Source organism: Streptomyces sp. NBC_00016 (assembly GCF_045040885.1).
GTDB lineage: Bacteria > Actinomycetota > Actinomycetes > Streptomycetales > Streptomycetaceae > Streptomyces > Streptomyces coriariae.
Map to the genome: position 1 here is coordinate 2,938,715 of NZ_CP108304.1, position 16,755 is coordinate 2,955,469.

Here is a 16,755-nt window from a genome sequence, read left to right on the forward strand (position 1 = left end):
GAAGAAAGCCCCCGCCCGAAAGGGCGGGGGCTTCTTCGTGGAGCCCTCTAACGGAATCGAACCGTTGACCTTCTCCTTACCATGGAGACGCTCTACCGACTGAGCTAAGAGGGCCGGTCGCTTTTCGAGGTTTCCCTCGCGGCGACAGAACAGATCGTACCCCGAACTGGCCGGTGTTCCCAAACTCGTTCAGAAGGCGGGTTGAAGCAGTCCGCCGAGTGCGTTGCAGGCGGACACGATCCGCTGCATGTCCCGCTTCGTCAACGAGGCATCCACCGGCAGCGCGAGGGTCTCGTCCGCCGCGAGCTCGGTCTCCGGCAGCGACACACACCGCCGGAACTCGGGCAGCCGGTGCAACGGAGTCTTCACCGGCACCCGGCACTCGACTCCCTTTCCCCGCAGAGCCCGCGCGAAGGCATCCCTGTCGGGCCGGCCGTTCCCCGGCACGCGCACGACGTACTGCTGATACGTGTGTCCGTCCCCGCCGTCCGGCATCCGCACCCCACGCAACCGTCCGTCCAGGTAGGCCGCCCGCTCCCGACGCTGCGCGATCTCGTCGTACGGCGCCTCGGACTCCCCCTGTTCCAACACCAGCAGCCCGTGCCGCTGCCCCACCCCGTGCAACCGCCCGACATCCGCCGGCCGGCCGAAGCGGTGCACGACAACGACCGCCGCGGTGCGCGGAGTTACGACCGCTTCGACGGCGGCCGGGTCCAGGCAGTACGTCACCGGATCGACATCGGCGAACACCGGAAGCGCACCCGCCAGGGCGACTGCTCCGGCGACCTCCACATTCCCGAAGGCCGGCACGATGACCTCGTCACCGACTCCGACGCCTGCGGCCCTGAGCATTGCAGCAGTACCCATGCCGTGGATGCTGAAGGCGGAACATGAACTTCAAGTGGCCGAAAACAAAAAAGGGTTGGTCCCTGAACCGAAGTTCAGAGACCAACCCTTTGAATGATTGTTCGGCGGTGTCCTACTCTCCCACAGGGTCCCCCCTGCAGTACCATCGGCGCTGTAAGGCTTAGCTTCCGGGTTCGGAATGTAACCGGGCGTTTCCCTCACGCTATGACCACCGAAACACTATGAAACTGTCCAGCCGCACCATGCCGTGACCATGGCATGGGGCCGTTCGTGGTTTCAGAACCAACACAGTGGACGCGAGCAACTGAGGACAAGCCCTCGGCCTATTAGTACCAGTCAGCTTCACCCATTACTGGGCTTCCACATCCGGCCTATCAACCCAGTCGTCTACTGGGAGCCTTAACCCCTCAAGGGGGTGGGAATACTCATCTCGAAGCAGGCTTCCCGCTTAGATGCTTTCAGCGGTTATCCCTCCCGAACGTAGCCAACCAGCCATGCCCTTGGCAGAACAACTGGCACACCAGAGGTTCGTCCGTCCCGGTCCTCTCGTACTAGGGACAGCCCTTCTCAATATTCCTGCGCGCGCAGCGGATAGGGACCGAACTGTCTCACGACGTTCTAAACCCAGCTCGCGTACCGCTTTAATGGGCGAACAGCCCAACCCTTGGGACCGACTCCAGCCCCAGGATGCGACGAGCCGACATCGAGGTGCCAAACCATCCCGTCGATATGGACTCTTGGGGAAGATCAGCCTGTTATCCCCGGGGTACCTTTTATCCGTTGAGCGACGGCGCTTCCACAAGCCACCGCCGGATCACTAGTCCCGACTTTCGTCCCTGCTCGACCCGTCGGTCTCACAGTCAAGCTCCCTTGTGCACTTACACTCAACACCTGATTGCCAACCAGGCTGAGGGAACCTTTGGGCGCCTCCGTTACTCTTTAGGAGGCAACCGCCCCAGTTAAACTACCCATCAGACACTGTCCCTGATCCGGATCACGGACCCAGGTTAGACATCCAGCACGACCAGAGTGGTATTTCAACGGCGACTCACCGTGAACTGGCGTCCACGTTTCAAAGTCTCCCACCTATCCTACACAAGCCGAACCGAACACCAATATCAAACTGTAGTAAAGGTCCCGGGGTCTTTCCGTCCTGCTGCGCGAAACGAGCATCTTTACTCGTAGTGCAATTTCACCGGGCCTATGGTTGAGACAGTCGAGAAGTCGTTACGCCATTCGTGCAGGTCGGAACTTACCCGACAAGGAATTTCGCTACCTTAGGATGGTTATAGTTACCACCGCCGTTTACTGGCGCTTAAGTTCTCAGCTTCGCCACCCCGAAGAGTGACTAACCGGTCCCCTTAACGTTCCAGCACCGGGCAGGCGTCAGTCCGTATACATCGCCTTACGGCTTCGCACGGACCTGTGTTTTTAGTAAACAGTCGCTTCTCGCTGGTCTCTGCGGCCACCCCCAGCTCGAGCAGCAAGTGCTCTCACCAGACGTGGCCCCCCTTCTCCCGAAGTTACGGGGGCATTTTGCCGAGTTCCTTAACCATAGTTCACCCGAACGCCTCGGTATTCTCTACCTGACCACCTGAGTCGGTTTAGGGTACGGGCCGCCATGAAACTCGCTAGAGGCTTTTCTCGACAGCATAGGATCATCCACTTCGCCACAATCGGCTCGGCATCAGGTCTCAGACTATGTGAACGGCGGATTTGCCTACCGTTCGTCCTACACCCTTACCCCGGGACAACCACCGCCCGGGATGGACTACCTTCCTGCGTCACCCCATCACTCACCTACTGCAAGTCTGGTTCGTCGGCTCCACCACTTTCCTTTCCCCGAAGGGTCCGGAACGGCTTCACGGACTTAGCATCGCCTGGTTCGATGTTTGACGCTTCACAGCGGGTACCGGAATATCAACCGGTTATCCATCGACTACGCCTGTCGGCCTCGCCTTAGGTCCCGACTTACCCTGGGCAGATCAGCTTGACCCAGGAACCCTTAGTCAATCGGCGCACACGTTTCTCACGTGTGTATCGCTACTCATGCCTGCATTCTCACTCGTGAACCGTCCACAACTCGCTTCCGCGGCTGCTTCACCCGGCACACGACGCTCCCCTACCCATCCATACAGGCGTTGGCCCTATTGTATGAATGACACGACTTCGGCGGTACGCTTGAGCCCCGCTACATTGTCGGCGCGGAATCACTAGACCAGTGAGCTATTACGCACTCTTTCAAGGGTGGCTGCTTCTAAGCCAACCTCCTGGTTGTCTGTGCGACTCCACATCCTTTCCCACTTAGCGTACGCTTAGGGGCCTTAGTCGATGCTCTGGGCTGTTTCCCTCTCGACCATGGAGCTTATCCCCCACAGTCTCACTGCCGCGCTCTCACTTACCGGCATTCGGAGTTTGGCTAAGGTCAGTAACCCGGTAGGGCCCATCGCCTATCCAGTGCTCTACCTCCGGCAAGAAACACACGACGCTGCACCTAAATGCATTTCGGGGAGAACCAGCTATCACGGAGTTTGATTGGCCTTTCACCCCTAACCACAGGTCATCCCCCAGGTTTTCAACCCTGGTGGGTTCGGTCCTCCACGAAGTCTTACCTCCGCTTCAACCTGCCCATGGCTAGATCACTCCGCTTCGGGTCTTGAGCGTGCTACTGAAACGCCCTATTCGGACTCGCTTTCGCTACGGCTTCCCCACTCGGGTTAACCTCGCAACACACCGCAAACTCGCAGGCTCATTCTTCAAAAGGCACGCAGTCACGACGCATCGAGTAAACTCAATGCGCGACGCTCCCACGGCTTGTAGGCACACGGTTTCAGGTACTATTTCACTCCGCTCCCGCGGTACTTTTCACCATTCCCTCACGGTACTATCCGCTATCGGTCACCAGGGAATATTTAGGCTTAGCGGGTGGTCCCGCCAGATTCACACGGGATTTCTCGGGCCCCGTGCTACTTGGGTGTCTCTCAAACGAGCCGTTGACGTTTCGACTACGGGGGTCTTACCCTCTACGCCGGACCTTTCGCATGTCCTTCGCCTACATCAACGGTTTCTGACTCGTCTCACAGCCGGCAGACTGTGAAAGAGAGATCCCACAACCCCGTACACGCAACCCCTGCCGGGTCTCACACGTATACGGTTTGGCCTCATCCGGTTTCGCTCGCCACTACTCCCGGAATCACGGTTGTTTTCTCTTCCTGCGGGTACTGAGATGTTTCACTTCCCCGCGTTCCCTCCACACTGCCTATGTGTTCAGCAGCGGGTGACAGCCCATGACGACTGCCGGGTTTCCCCATTCGGAAACCCCGGATCAAAGCCTGGTTGACGACTCCCCGGGGACTATCGTGGCCTCCCACGTCCTTCATCGGTTCCTGGTGCCAAGGCATCCACCGTGCGCCCTTAAAAACTTGGCCACAGATGCTCGCGTCCACTGTGCAGTTCTCAAACAACGACCAGCCACCCATCACCCCGAACCCTTAACGGTTTCGAGTGCACTGGGGCCGGCATCAGAAGGACGAGCAAACGCTCGCACCCTCAGATACCCAACAGCGTGCCCGACCCGGTCGCGTCCGGAGATGATGCTTTCCACGCCCTTACGGACAGTACTTGCAGCCTCCGACCCGTGAACCGGACCGAATAATCAACGTTCCACCCATGAGCAACCAGCATCGGACGTACGCCGATGTACTGGCCTCTGACCTCACCCCGAAGGGATCGGTAAGAAGTGCTCCTTAGAAAGGAGGTGATCCAGCCGCACCTTCCGGTACGGCTACCTTGTTACGACTTCGTCCCAATCGCCAGTCCCACCTTCGACAGCTCCCTCCCACAAGGGGTTGGGCCACCGGCTTCGGGTGTTACCGACTTTCGTGACGTGACGGGCGGTGTGTACAAGGCCCGGGAACGTATTCACCGCAGCAATGCTGATCTGCGATTACTAGCAACTCCGACTTCATGGGGTCGAGTTGCAGACCCCAATCCGAACTGAGACCGGCTTTTTGAGATTCGCTCCACCTCACGGTTTCGCAGCTCTTTGTACCGGCCATTGTAGCACGTGTGCAGCCCAAGACATAAGGGGCATGATGACTTGACGTCGTCCCCACCTTCCTCCGAGTTGACCCCGGCAGTCTCCTGTGAGTCCCCATCACCCCGAAGGGCATGCTGGCAACACAGAACAAGGGTTGCGCTCGTTGCGGGACTTAACCCAACATCTCACGACACGAGCTGACGACAGCCATGCACCACCTGTACACCGACCACAAGGGGGCGCCTGTCTCCAGACGTTTCCGGTGTATGTCAAGCCTTGGTAAGGTTCTTCGCGTTGCGTCGAATTAAGCCACATGCTCCGCTGCTTGTGCGGGCCCCCGTCAATTCCTTTGAGTTTTAGCCTTGCGGCCGTACTCCCCAGGCGGGGAACTTAATGCGTTAGCTGCGGCACCGACGACGTGGAATGTCGCCAACACCTAGTTCCCACCGTTTACGGCGTGGACTACCAGGGTATCTAATCCTGTTCGCTCCCCACGCTTTCGCTCCTCAGCGTCAGTAATGGCCCAGAGATCCGCCTTCGCCACCGGTGTTCCTCCTGATATCTGCGCATTTCACCGCTACACCAGGAATTCCGATCTCCCCTACCACACTCTAGTCTGCCCGTATCGAATGCAGACCCGGGGTTAAGCCCCGGGCTTTCACATCCGACGTGACAGACCGCCTACGAGCTCTTTACGCCCAATAATTCCGGACAACGCTTGCGCCCTACGTATTACCGCGGCTGCTGGCACGTAGTTAGCCGGCGCTTCTTCTGCAGGTACCGTCACTTTCGCTTCTTCCCTGCTGAAAGAGGTTTACAACCCGAAGGCCGTCATCCCTCACGCGGCGTCGCTGCATCAGGCTTTCGCCCATTGTGCAATATTCCCCACTGCTGCCTCCCGTAGGAGTCTGGGCCGTGTCTCAGTCCCAGTGTGGCCGGTCGCCCTCTCAGGCCGGCTACCCGTCGTCGCCTTGGTGAGCCATTACCTCACCAACAAGCTGATAGGCCGCGGGCTCATCCTTCACCGCCGGAGCTTTTAACCCCCACCCATGCGAGTGGAAGTATTATCCGGTATTAGACCCCGTTTCCAGGGCTTGTCCCAGAGTGAAGGGCAGATTGCCCACGTGTTACTCACCCGTTCGCCACTAATCCCCACCGAAGTGGTTCATCGTTCGACTTGCATGTGTTAAGCACGCCGCCAGCGTTCGTCCTGAGCCAGGATCAAACTCTCCGTGAATGTTTACCGGTTATCCGGTCGACACCACGAGAGCGGAACAGCCAGGCGGAATAAGCCCGGCCGTTCACAGCGTCCTCGCTGTGTTTTGTTTCAAAGGAACCTCATCCTCGGCTATCACTGCCGGGGACGGGGTATCAACATATCTGGCGTTGATTTTTGGCACGCTGTTGAGTTCTCAAGGAACGGACGCTTCCTTTGTACTCACCCGAGAGACTCTCTCAGGCTTTCCTCCGGGCGCTTCCCTTCGGTCTTGCGTTTCCGACTCTATCAGATCTTTTCTCGACCCGATTTCCTCGGTGCTTTCCAGGTTCCCGCTTTTGTTTCGCGGTTTCCTTTCCGGCGGTTCCGACTTTATCAGAAGTTCTGAGTCGGTTTTCCCGGCCCCTCCCGGGAGTGGATCCGGGGCACGAGGTGTACCGGGTTCCCGTTCAGGCGGAGCCGTAAACGTACTGGAGCGGGGCTCCTCGATGCAAATCGAGGAGCCCCGCTCCGGGTTCACGCGTACGGGGAGCCGTACGTCGCTCAGACCTCGACCACGACCGGGAGGATCATCGGCCTGCGGCGATAGGTGTCGGAGACCCACTTGCCCAGCGTGCGGCGGATGAGCTGCTGGAGCTGGTGGGGCTCGACCACACCGTCCTGGGCGGAGCGTTCCAGGACCTCGGCGATCTTCGGGGTGACGGCCGAGAAGGCCGAGTCGTCGATACCCGAACCGCGGGCCTGGATGTGCGGGCCGCCGGTGATCTTGCCGGTGGAGGAGTCCACGACGACGAACACCGAGATGATGCCCTCGTCGCCCAGGATCTTCCGGTCCTTGAGGGCCGGCTCGCCCACGTCGCCGACCGAGAGGCCGTCGACATAGACGTAACCCGCCTGGACCTTGCCGGAGATCTTCGCCTTGCCCTCGACGAGGTCGACGACCACGCCGTCCTCGGCGATCACGATGCGGTCGTGCGGGACGCCTGTCTTGGCGCCCAGCTCGGCGTTGGCGCGCAGATGGCGCCATTCGCCGTGGACCGGCATCAGGTTCTTCGGGCGGCAGATGTTGTAGAAGTACAGGAGCTCGCCCGCGGACGCGTGGCCCGAGACGTGCACCTTGGCGTTGCCCTTGTGGACGACGTGCGCGCCCCAGCGGGTCAGGCCGTTGATCACGCGGTAGACCGCGTTCTCGTTGCCGGGGATGAGCGAGGACGCCAGGATCACCGTGTCGCCGGGGACGATGCGGATCTGGTGGTCGCGGTTGGCCATGCGGGACAGGGCCGCCATCGGCTCGCCCTGGGAGCCCGTGCAGACCAGGACCACCTCGTGGTCGGGCAGGTCGTCGAGCGTCTTGACGTCCACCACGAGGCCCGGTGGGACCTTCAGGTAACCCAGGTCGCGGGCGATACCCATGTTGCGGACCATCGAGCGGCCCACGAAGGCGACCCTGCGACCGTACTCGTGCGCCGTGTCCAGGATCTGCTGGATGCGGTGGATGTGGCTGGCGAAGCTGGCCACGATGATCCGCTTGCGGGCGTTCGCGAAGACCGTGCGCAGGACGTTGGAGATGTCCCGCTCGGGTGCCACGAAACCGGGGACCTCGGCGTTCGTGGAGTCGGAGAGAAGGAGGTCGATGCCTTCCTCGCTCAGACGTGCGAACGCGTGCAGATCCGTGAGACGGCCGTCCAGCGGGAGCTGGTCCATCTTGAAGTCGCCCGTGTGGACCACCATGCCCGCCGGCGTGCGGATGGCGACGGCGAGGGCGTCCGGGATCGAGTGGTTGACGGCGATGAACTCGCAGTCGAAGGGGCCGATGCGCTCACGGTGTCCCTCCGCCACCTCGAGGGTGTACGGGCGGATCCGGTGCTCCTGGAGCTTGGCCTCGATGAAGGCGAGGGTCAGCTTGGAGCCGATCAGCGGGATGTCCGGCTTCTCCCGGAGGAGGTAGGGGACGGCACCGATGTGGTCCTCGTGACCATGGGTGAGGACGATGCCCTCGATGTCGTCGAGGCGGTCCCGGATGGACGTGAAGTCCGGCAGGATCAGGTCGATGCCGGGCTGCTCCTCCTCGGGGAAGAGCACGCCGCAGTCGACGATCAGCAGACGGCCGCCGAATTCGAAGACCGTCATGTTCCGGCCGATTTCGCCGAGGCCGCCGAGCGGGGTGACCCTGAGGCCGCCCGCCGGGAGCGGCGGGGGCGGGGCAAGTTCGGGATGCGGATGACTCAAAAGACTCTCCTCAACCACACACGCCACGTACCGGTGGGCACGTGGCGCGCATGACGTTCGTGCAATAGCAGTTGTCGTTGTGGATTGCAGGCACCGGTGGCCTGCTATTCAGTTGTGAAGTCCGTTGTCAGAGCTGTACCCCGCCCGCCGCAAGATCGATCTTGAGCTGTTCGATCTCTTCGGGCGAGCACTCGACCATGGGTGAGCGCAGCGGGCCGGCGGGCAGGCCCAGCAGGGTGAGGGCCGCCTTGGTGGTCATCACGCCCTGGGTACGGAACATGCCCGTGTAGACCGGGAGCAGCTTCTGGTGGATCTCGGTCGCCTTCTGGACGTCCCCGGCGGTGAACGCCTCGACGAGGGCGCGCAGGTCCGGGGTGACCACGTGGCCGACGACGGAGACGAAGCCGACCGCGCCCACGGAGAGCAGCGGCAGGTTCAGCATGTCGTCACCGGAGTACCAGGCCAGCCCGGAGCGCGCGATGGCCCAGCTCGCGCGGCCCAGGTCGCCCTTGGCGTCCTTGTTGGCGACGATCCGGGGGTGCGCGGCGAGGCGGACCAGCGTCTCGGTGCTGATCGGGACACCGCTGCGGCCGGGGATGTCGTAGAGCATGACCGGCAGCTCGGCGGCGTCGGCGACGGCCGTGAAGTGCCGGTACAGGCCCTCCTGAGGGGGCTTGTTGTAGTACGGGGTGACGACCAGGAGGCCGTGTGCGCCGGCCGTCTCGGCCGCGCGGGCGAGTTCGACACTGTGGTGGGTGTCGTTGGTGCCGACGCCGGCGACGACGTGGGCACGGTCTCCGACGGCCTCCAGGACGGCTCGTACCAGGTCCGATTTCTCCGCGTCACTGGTGGTGGGGGACTCGCCGGTGGTGCCGTTGACGATCAGGCCGTCGTTGCCTGCGTCCACCAGGTGGGTGGCGAGCCGCTGTGCGCCGTCGAGGTCGAGTGCGCCGTCCGCCGTGAAGGGCGTGACCATGGCGGTGAGGACCCGCCCGAAGGGGGTCTGCGGAGTGGAGGTCGGAGCCATGGGTGACACGCTACTCGTTGCTCACCGTGGGGTCTGCCCGCGGGGGGTGCGGAAAGTCATGACAAAGATGGAACCCGGCACTGCCTGCTCGGGGGTTCAAGCAGTGCCGGGTCCGTTTGATCAGGCTAGATGAACTTCTCTAAATGCCGCAATACGGACACTTCGCACGGATGATCCGTACATACGTCTCCGTCGGCTCGTCTCCGGCGCTCGCCTTCGCCGCGTCCGTCAGGGCGCCACTCGGCCGTTGGCGTTGAAGGCCGCGTACGTGAGGGGCATGAGCCCGGCCCACTCGGCCTCCATCTTCTCGCCCACCATCTCGATCTCCCGCTGCGGGAAGGACGGGACCTTAGCCAGCTCGTGCTGGGTGCGCAGGCCGAGGAAGTGCATCAGCGAGCGGGCGTTGCAGGTGGCGTACATCGAGGAGAACAGGCCGACCGGCAGGACCGCACGGGCGACCTCACGGGCGACGCCCGCGGCGAGCATCTCCTGGTAGGCCTCGTAGGACCGGAGGTAGGAGTCCTCCATGGTGCGGCCGACGAGCTCCTGCTGGGCCTGCGTGCCCTCGGCGAAGACGTACTTGCCGGGACGGCCCTGCTGAACGAGTTTGCGGGACTCGCCGGGGACGTAGAAGACGGGCTGGAGCTCCCGGTAGCGGCCGGACTCCTCGTTGTACGACCAGCCCACTCGGTGGCGCATGAACTCGCGGAAGACGAAGATCGGGGCACTGATGAAGAACGTCATCGAGTTGTGCTCGAAGGGGCTGCCGTGCCGGTCCCGCATCAGGTAGTTGATCAGGCCCTTGGAGCGCTCCGGGTCCTTGCCCAGCTCGTCCAGGGACTGCTCGCCGGCGGTCGAGACGCGGGCGGCGAAGAGCACGTCGGCGTCGGACGCGGTGTGCTTGACCAGCTCGACGGTGACGTCGCTGCGGAAGCCGGGTTTGAGGTCGTCGGCGGGGCTGTCGGTCACTGTGCGGGGGTCCTTCCATCGCGTCTTCGGAGCGGCGCCAACTCTACGGGGGCCGCCGAGCCGGTCGGCCACGGGCGTGCCGTCGGATTCGTGCGGGACGTCTGCTGATATGGGGCACGTTTTCGGGCACCCGCTCGTCTGTATCAGTGAAGTGCCCGATCGAAAGCCCCAGGAGGAAGTACCCATCATGTTCCGCCGGCGCGAGCCCGTACCCTTCGCCTTCCTCGCCGAGGCCGACCGGTTCCGTAGCAATGTCGCTCCCCCGCCCTCCGAGCGGTCCTCCGCCGGTCAGATAGCCGGCCGGTGGCTGTTGGGAGTCACCATCGTGGCCGCGCTGGTGGGCTCCCTGGTCATCGGGATGCCGGCGCTGAGCCTGGACCACTCGGCGCAGTCACAGCAGTCGCAGGCGTCCCAGGGACGCTGACGCCATCCGGCCCCCCGATGGTGGTGAGCCGGGACACAGACGGATAACCTCACCGGGCACAGCCCACGCATGGACGAGTGAGGACCAGCCGTGCCCCTGCCCTTCCTGACGGCCGACCGCGCATTCGAGGCGGCGGACGACGTCGCGCTGCCCTTCGAGGACCGTGAGCGCTGGCGGCGCCCCTACCGGCCCGGACCCTGGCGGGTCGGGGTGGCCGCGTTGGCGCTGCTGCTCGCCTCGTACGTGCTGTTCGCGGCCGTCATCATCGCGTTGACCGGGTCGATGTCCGAGGCCGGCGCGGTCTTCGGCTTTTCCCTGCTCGTGATCGCCGCTGCCCTGCGGTTGCTGCGTATGGGGGTGTGGGTCAGCGACCGCGGGCTGCGGCACGTGCGTTTCCTCCTCACCCGCACGCTGCCCTGGGAGCGGGTCGTGGCGGTGCGGACCGTGCAGCAGCCGGTGCGCTGGCTGGGGCTGCCGCGGACCGTCCAGGGGCAGGCCCTGACCGTCGGACGGCGGGACCGCCCCGAGGAGGCCACACAGCTGCTGACCACGCACGGCGCGGACTTCCTGGCGCGTGCCGAGGCGTTCGACCGGGCGGCGGACGCGATCGAGGCGTGGGCCGCGGAGAACCGGCGCGGCTGATCCCCCGGACACCGATCCGACATCCGGCCGTACGTCGAAGGGGCCGGTCCGCCACAGGTGCGGGCCGGCCCCTTCGTCGTACGGCTCAGACGGTCTGCACCGGCTTGCCGTCGTGCAGGCTGATCGCGCGTTGCATCGCCTTGCGGGCCCGCGGGGTGTCCCGGGCGTCGTGGTAGGCGACGGCGAGGCGGAACCAGGTGCGCCAGTCGTCGGGGGCCGCCTCGGTCTCGGCCTTGCGCCGGTCGAACACCTCGTCGGCGGAGTCGCGGTCGACGCGGCCGCTCGCGGTGCGCTTCAGTTCGTCGACGGGCAGTCCGCCCTCGGCGTCGAGTTCGGCGGCGAGGGCGTTGGCCCGGCGGACGAACTGGGTGTTCTTCCACAGGAACCAGACGCCGATGACCGGCAGGATCAGCACCGCCACCCCGAAGGTGACGGTCAGGAGTGTGCCGGCCTGGATGAGCATGACGCCGCGGCTGCCGACCAGGGCGAAGTAGAAGACCAGGACGGCGGCCGTGACGGCGTAGGAGAGCTTGGCGCGCATGTCAGCCTCAGCCGAGATCGAGGAAGTTTTCCAGGCCGAAGGTGAGGCCCGGAGTCGACACCACCCGGCGGGCGCCCAGCAGGATGCCCGGCATGAAGCTGCTGTGGTGCAGCGAGTCGTGGCGGACCGTGAGGGTCTCGCCCTCGCCGCCCAGCAGCACCTCCTGGTGGGCCAGCAGCCCGCGCAGCCGGACGGCGTGCACCGGGATGCCGTCGACGCTCGCGCCGCGCGCCCCGTCCAGGCCCGTCTCCGTGGCGTCCGGCGCCGGGGCCGTGCCCGCCTCGCGACGAGCCTCGGCGATGAGCTGGGCGGTGCGCGTGGCGGTGCCGGAGGGCGCGTCCACCTTGTTGGGGTGGTGCAGTTCGACGACCTCGACGGACTCGAAGTACGGCGCGGCGATCTGCGCGAACTTCATGGTCAGGACGGCTCCGATGGAGAAGTTGGGCGCGATGAGCACGCCCGTCCCCGGAGACTCGGCCAGCCGGCCCGTCAGGTGCGCGAGGCGCTCCTCGGTCCAGCCGGTCGTGCCGACCACGGCGTGGATGCCGTGCCCTACGCAGTAGTCGAGGTTGTCCATGACCGAGGCGGGCGTGGTCAGTTCGACCACGACCTGGGCGCCGTTCTCGGCCAGCGCCTCGAGCTTGTCGCCGCGGCCGAGGGCGGCCACCAGCTCCATGTCCTCGGCGGCCTCGACCGCCCGTACCGCCTCGGAACCGATCCGGCCCTTGGCGCCGAGGACCGCCACGCGCAGCTTGCTCATCTGTTGTGCTTCCTTACCGAAGTTGCCGAAGGCCTGTCGAAGAGGGTCAGGCGACCGCGTCGTGCAGCCGGGCGGCCTGTTTGTCCTTGAGCGGGCCGATGACCGACAGCGACGGGCGCCGTCCCAGGATGTCGCGGGCCACGGAGCGGACCTCGTCCGGGGTCACGGCCGCTATCCGGCTCAGCATGTCGTCGACCGACATCTGCTCGCCCCAGCACAGCTCGCTCTTGCCGATGCGGTTCATGAGCGCGCCGGTGTCCTCCAGGCCGAGGACCGTGGAGCCCCTCAGCTGGCCGATGGCGCGGACGATCTCCTCGTCGGACAGGCCGTGCTCGGCGACCTGGTCGAGTTCGTCCCGGCAGATCTTCAGCACGTCGTGCACCTGGCTCGGGCGGCAGCCCGCGTACACGCCGAAGAGGCCGCAGTCGGCGAAGCCGGAGGTGTACGAGTACACGCTGTAGGCCAGGCCGCGCTTCTCGCGGACCTCCTGGAAGAGGCGGGAGGACATGCCGCCGCCGAGGGCCGTGTTCAGCACGCCGAGCGCCCAGCGCCGGTCGTCCGTGCGGGCCAGACCCGGCATGCCGAGGACGACATGCGCCTGTTCCGTCTTGCGGCCGATCAGCTCGACGCGGCCGGCCGAGCGGATCGCGCGCAGGCCGTCGCGCGGGGCGATGGGCGTGGCGTCCGGGTTCTTGAAGGCGCCCGCCTTCTCGAAGGCCGCGCGGACCTGGCGTACGACCTTGTTGTGGTCGATGTTGCCGGCGGCCGCGACCACGAGGTGGGTCGGGTCGTAGTGCTTCTTGTAGAAGCGGCGGATGCGGTCGGCGGTGAGGGCGTTGACCGTGTCGACGGTGCCGAGGACCGGGCGGCCGAGGGCGTTGTCGCCGAACATCGTGTGCGCGAACAGGTCGTGCACACAGTCGCCGGGATCGTCCTCGGTCATCGCGATCTCCTCAAGGATCGCGCCGCGCTCGACGTTGACGTCCTCCTCGCGGATGAGGGAGCCCGTGAGCATGTCGCAGACGACGTCGATGGCGAGCGGCAGGTCGGCGTCGAGCACGCGCGCGTAGTAGCACGTGTACTCCTTCGCCGTGAACGCGTTCATCTCGCCGCCGACGGCGTCTATCGCGGAGGAGATGTCCAGCGCGGACCTGCGGTTCGTCCCCTTGAAGAGGAGGTGCTCCAGGTAGTGCGTGGCGCCGTTCAGGGACGGCGTCTCGTCGCGGGAGCCGACGTGCGCCCAGATGCCGAAGGTGGCGGAGCGGACCGAGGGGAGGGTCTCGGTGACGATGCGCAGGCCGCCCGGGAGGGTGGTCTTACGGACGACACCGATGCCGGCCGTGCCCTTGATCAGGGTTTGGGTACGGGCGACGGCCCGCGCCTCCGAAGAGGTGCGGGCCGTCGCCTGCGAGTTACTCGACGTCACTTGTCGGTGTCGTCCTTCGTGTCCTCATCAGCTTCCTCGCCCTCGATCACGGGGATCAGGGAGAGCTTGCCGCGGGAGTCGATCTCGGCGATCTCGACCTGGACCTTGGAGCCCACACCGAGCACGTCCTCGACGTTCTCCACGCGCTTGCCGCCGGCGAGCTTGCGGATCTGCGAGATGTGCAGCAGACCGTCCTTGCCCGGGAGCAGCGACACGAACGCACCGAAGGTGGTGGTCTTGACGACCGTACCCAGGTAGCGCTCGCCGACCTCCGGCATGGTCGGGTTGGCGATGCCGTTGATCGTGGCGCGGGCGGCCTCGGCCTGCGAGCCGACCTGGGCACCGATGTAGATGGTGCCGTCGTCCTCGATCGTGATCTCGGCGCCGGTGTCCTCCTGGATCTGGTTGATCATCTTGCCCTTCGGGCCGATGACCTCACCGATCTTGTCCACGGGGATCTTGACGGTGATGATCCGCGGGGCGTTCGGGGACATCTCGTCCGGCGTGTCGATCGCTTCCATCATCACGTCGAGGATGTGGAGGCGGGCGTCGCGGGCCTGCTTGAGGGCCGCGGCCAGGACGGAGGCCGGGATGCCGTCCAGCTTGGTGTCGAGCTGGAGGGCGGTGACGAACTCCTTGGTGCCGGCGACCTTGAAGTCCATGTCGCCGAAGGCGTCCTCCGCACCGAGGATGTCGGTGAGGGCGACGTAGTGCGTCTCGCCGTTGATCTCCTGGGAGATCAGGCCCATGGCGATACCGGCGACGGGGGCCTTCAGGGGCACACCGGCGTTCAGCAGCGACATGGTGGAGGCGCAGACCGAGCCCATGGACGTCGAGCCGTTGGAGCCGAGGGCCTCGGACACCTGACGGATCGCGTAGGGGAACTCCTCGCGCGTCGGCAGGACCGGCACGATGGCGCGCTCGGCGAGGGCGCCGTGGCCGATCTCGCGGCGCTTCGGGGAGCCGACGCGGCCGGTCTCGCCGACGGAGTACGGCGGGAAGTTGTAGTTGTGCATGTAGCGCTTGCGGGTCACCGGGGAGAGGGTGTCCAGCTGCTGCTCCATCCGGAGCATGTTCAAGGTGGTGACGCCCAGGATCTGGGTCTCGCCACGCTCGAACAGCGCCGAACCGTGCACGCGCGGGATGGCCTCGACCTCGGCGGCGAGCGTACGGATGTCCGTGACGCCGCGGCCGTCGATGCGCTTCTTCTCCTTGATCACGCGCTCGCGGACCAGCTGCTTGGTGAGCGAGCGGTACGCGGCGGAGATCTCCTTCTCGCGACCCTCGAACTCCGGCAGGAGCTTCTCGGCGGCCAGACCCTTGACGCGGTCCAGCTCGGCCTCGCGGTCCTGCTTGCCGGCGATGGTGAGCGCCTGGCTCAGCTCGGGGCGGACCGCGGAGGACAGCGCCTCGAAGATGTCGTCCTGGTAGTCCAGGAAGACCGGGAACTCACCGGTCGGCTTGGCGGCCTTCGCGGCGAGGTCGGCCTGGGCCTTGCAGAGCACCTTGATGAAGGGCTTCGCGGCGTCCAGACCGGCGGCGACGACCTCCTCGGTCGGCGCCTCGGCGCCGCCCGCGACGAGCTGGATGGTCTTCTCGGTGGCCTCGGCCTCGACCATCATGATCGCGACGTCGCCGTCCTCCAGGACGCGACCGGCGACGACCATGTCGAAGACGGCGTCCTCGAGCTCGGTGTGCGTCGGGAACGCGACCCACTGGCCGTTGATCAGCGCGACGCGGACGCCGCCGATCGGGCCGGAGAAGGGCAGGCCGGCCAGTTGCGTGGACGCGGAGGCGGCGTTGATCGCCACGACGTCGTACAGGTGGTCGGGGTTGAGCGCCATGATCGTGGCGACGACCTGGATCTCGTTGCGCAGGCCCTTCTTGAAGGACGGGCGCAGCGGGCGGTCGATCAGCCGGCAGGTGAGGATGGCGTCCTCGGAGGGGCGGCCCTCGCGGCGGAAGAAGCTGCCGGGGATCTTGCCGGCGGCGTACATCCGCTCCTCGACGTCCACCGTGAGGGGGAAGAAGTCGAGCTGGTCCTTGGGGTTCTTGGAGGCGGTGGTGGCCGACAGCACCATGGTGTCGTCGTCCAGGTACGCCACGGCGGAGCCGGCGGCCTGCTTGGCCAGGCGGCCCGTCTCGAAGCGGATGGTGCGGGTGCCGAAGGTGCCGTTGTCAATGACGGCCTCGGCGTAGTGGGTCTCGTTCTCCACTAGCATTTTCTCCGTTACTTGTCGTCTTTCGTCCCTCGCTGCCCGTGTGGCAGGGGGACGGCTGCGGAGAAACGCTCGGTGCGGGCCGGTCTTCGATCGAAGCACCCGGGGTTCTCTTTCCCGGGGGCCACTACCGAGGACCGGCGGCGGCTAGGCGCGCTTCTCCTCGTTCGGTGGGCGTGGTGACGTTCACCCGCAGCGAGTGCACGTCATCACGCTGTGTCGTACGTATGGCGTTGTGCTACCACACTACAAAGCGTTGGTGACACTCCGCACGTTCCGCACGGCGACAGGGCGTACGACGGCCCCGTCGTCGGCGTGTGTCCGTATGCACCGGTGCATACCACTGTGTGCCGGTACGTACGGCAAAGGGGAGCGGTCCCGATGGTCCGGGAACCG

The 16,755-nt window shown here is 65.0% G+C and carries 10 protein-coding genes, 1 tRNA gene and 3 rRNA genes; 2 read left to right on the forward strand and 12 right to left on the reverse strand.

Features of this window, described 5'->3' with window-relative positions; all coding sequences use genetic code 11:
- Positions 1 to 38: 38 nt before the first annotated feature.
- The 8 genes from OG933_RS12810 to thyX all read right to left on the reverse strand — a co-directional run bounded on the left by OG933_RS12810 (position 39) and on the right by thyX (position 10,347).
- A tRNA-Thr gene (locus tag OG933_RS12810) sits at positions 39 to 114 on the reverse strand.
- A gap of 75 nt (positions 115 to 189) precedes the next feature.
- On the reverse strand, positions 190 to 852 hold the full coding sequence (locus tag OG933_RS12815) for a DegT/DnrJ/EryC1/StrS family aminotransferase (protein WP_362273610.1): 663 nt from the start codon (positions 850 to 852) through the stop codon (positions 190 to 192).
- 114 nt (positions 853 to 966) lie between these two features.
- A 5S ribosomal RNA gene (gene rrf / locus OG933_RS12820) occupies positions 967 to 1,083 on the reverse strand.
- A 90-nt stretch (positions 1,084 to 1,173) separates the two neighbouring features.
- Positions 1,174 to 4,295: ribosomal RNA gene (locus OG933_RS12825) — 23S ribosomal RNA — on the reverse strand.
- 322 nt (positions 4,296 to 4,617) lie between these two features.
- Positions 4,618 to 6,143, reverse strand: a 16S ribosomal RNA gene (locus OG933_RS12830).
- Together the 16S, 23S and 5S rRNA genes form the textbook arrangement of a ribosomal RNA operon.
- A gap of 522 nt (positions 6,144 to 6,665) precedes the next feature.
- Entirely contained in the window at positions 6,666 to 8,351 is a 1,686-nt protein-coding gene (locus OG933_RS12835) for a ribonuclease J (protein ID WP_362527415.1), read from the reverse strand.
- 127 nt (positions 8,352 to 8,478) lie between these two features.
- Positions 8,479 to 9,378: a 4-hydroxy-tetrahydrodipicolinate synthase gene (dapA, locus tag OG933_RS12840; protein WP_020128567.1), complete on the reverse strand. Its 900-nt coding sequence runs from the start codon at positions 9,376 to 9,378 to the stop codon at positions 8,479 to 8,481.
- A gap of 228 nt (positions 9,379 to 9,606) precedes the next feature.
- A complete protein-coding gene (gene thyX, locus OG933_RS12845; RefSeq protein ID WP_362275273.1) occupies positions 9,607 to 10,347 on the reverse strand; it encodes an FAD-dependent thymidylate synthase in 741 nt (246 codons plus the stop codon).
- Between the two features lie 187 nt (positions 10,348 to 10,534).
- On the opposite strand from thyX, the gene OG933_RS12850 reads away from it, so the two are divergent.
- Both OG933_RS12850 and OG933_RS12855 read left to right on the forward strand, forming a co-directional pair.
- Entirely contained in the window at positions 10,535 to 10,771 is a 237-nt protein-coding gene (locus OG933_RS12850) for a hypothetical protein (protein ID WP_362527418.1), read from the forward strand.
- A 90-nt stretch (positions 10,772 to 10,861) separates the two neighbouring features.
- Positions 10,862 to 11,413 (forward strand): hypothetical protein, encoded by a 552-nt coding sequence (locus tag OG933_RS12855; protein ID WP_362527421.1) that lies wholly within the window; start codon positions 10,862 to 10,864, stop codon positions 11,411 to 11,413.
- A gap of 85 nt (positions 11,414 to 11,498) precedes the next feature.
- On the opposite strand, the gene OG933_RS12860 is transcribed toward OG933_RS12855, so the two are convergent.
- Genes OG933_RS12860 through OG933_RS12875 form a run of 4 tightly spaced genes read right to left on the reverse strand, consistent with a single transcriptional unit; the run spans position 11,499 to position 16,356 of the window.
- A complete protein-coding gene (locus OG933_RS12860) occupies positions 11,499 to 11,954 on the reverse strand; it encodes a hypothetical protein (protein WP_020128571.1) in 456 nt (151 codons plus the stop codon).
- Between the two features lie 7 nt (positions 11,955 to 11,961).
- Entirely contained in the window at positions 11,962 to 12,714 is a 753-nt protein-coding gene (gene dapB, locus OG933_RS12865; protein WP_362527424.1) for a 4-hydroxy-tetrahydrodipicolinate reductase, read from the reverse strand.
- 46 nt (positions 12,715 to 12,760) lie between these two features.
- Positions 12,761 to 14,140, reverse strand: coding sequence for a pitrilysin family protein (locus OG933_RS12870; RefSeq protein WP_020128573.1), 1,380 nt, complete (start codon positions 14,138 to 14,140; stop codon positions 12,761 to 12,763).
- Positions 14,137 to 16,356, reverse strand: coding sequence for a polyribonucleotide nucleotidyltransferase (locus tag OG933_RS12875; protein ID WP_020128574.1), 2,220 nt, complete (start codon positions 16,354 to 16,356; stop codon positions 14,137 to 14,139). The genes OG933_RS12870 and OG933_RS12875 overlap by 4 nt, the downstream gene beginning before the upstream one ends.
- Between the last annotated feature and the right edge of the window lie 399 nt (positions 16,357 to 16,755).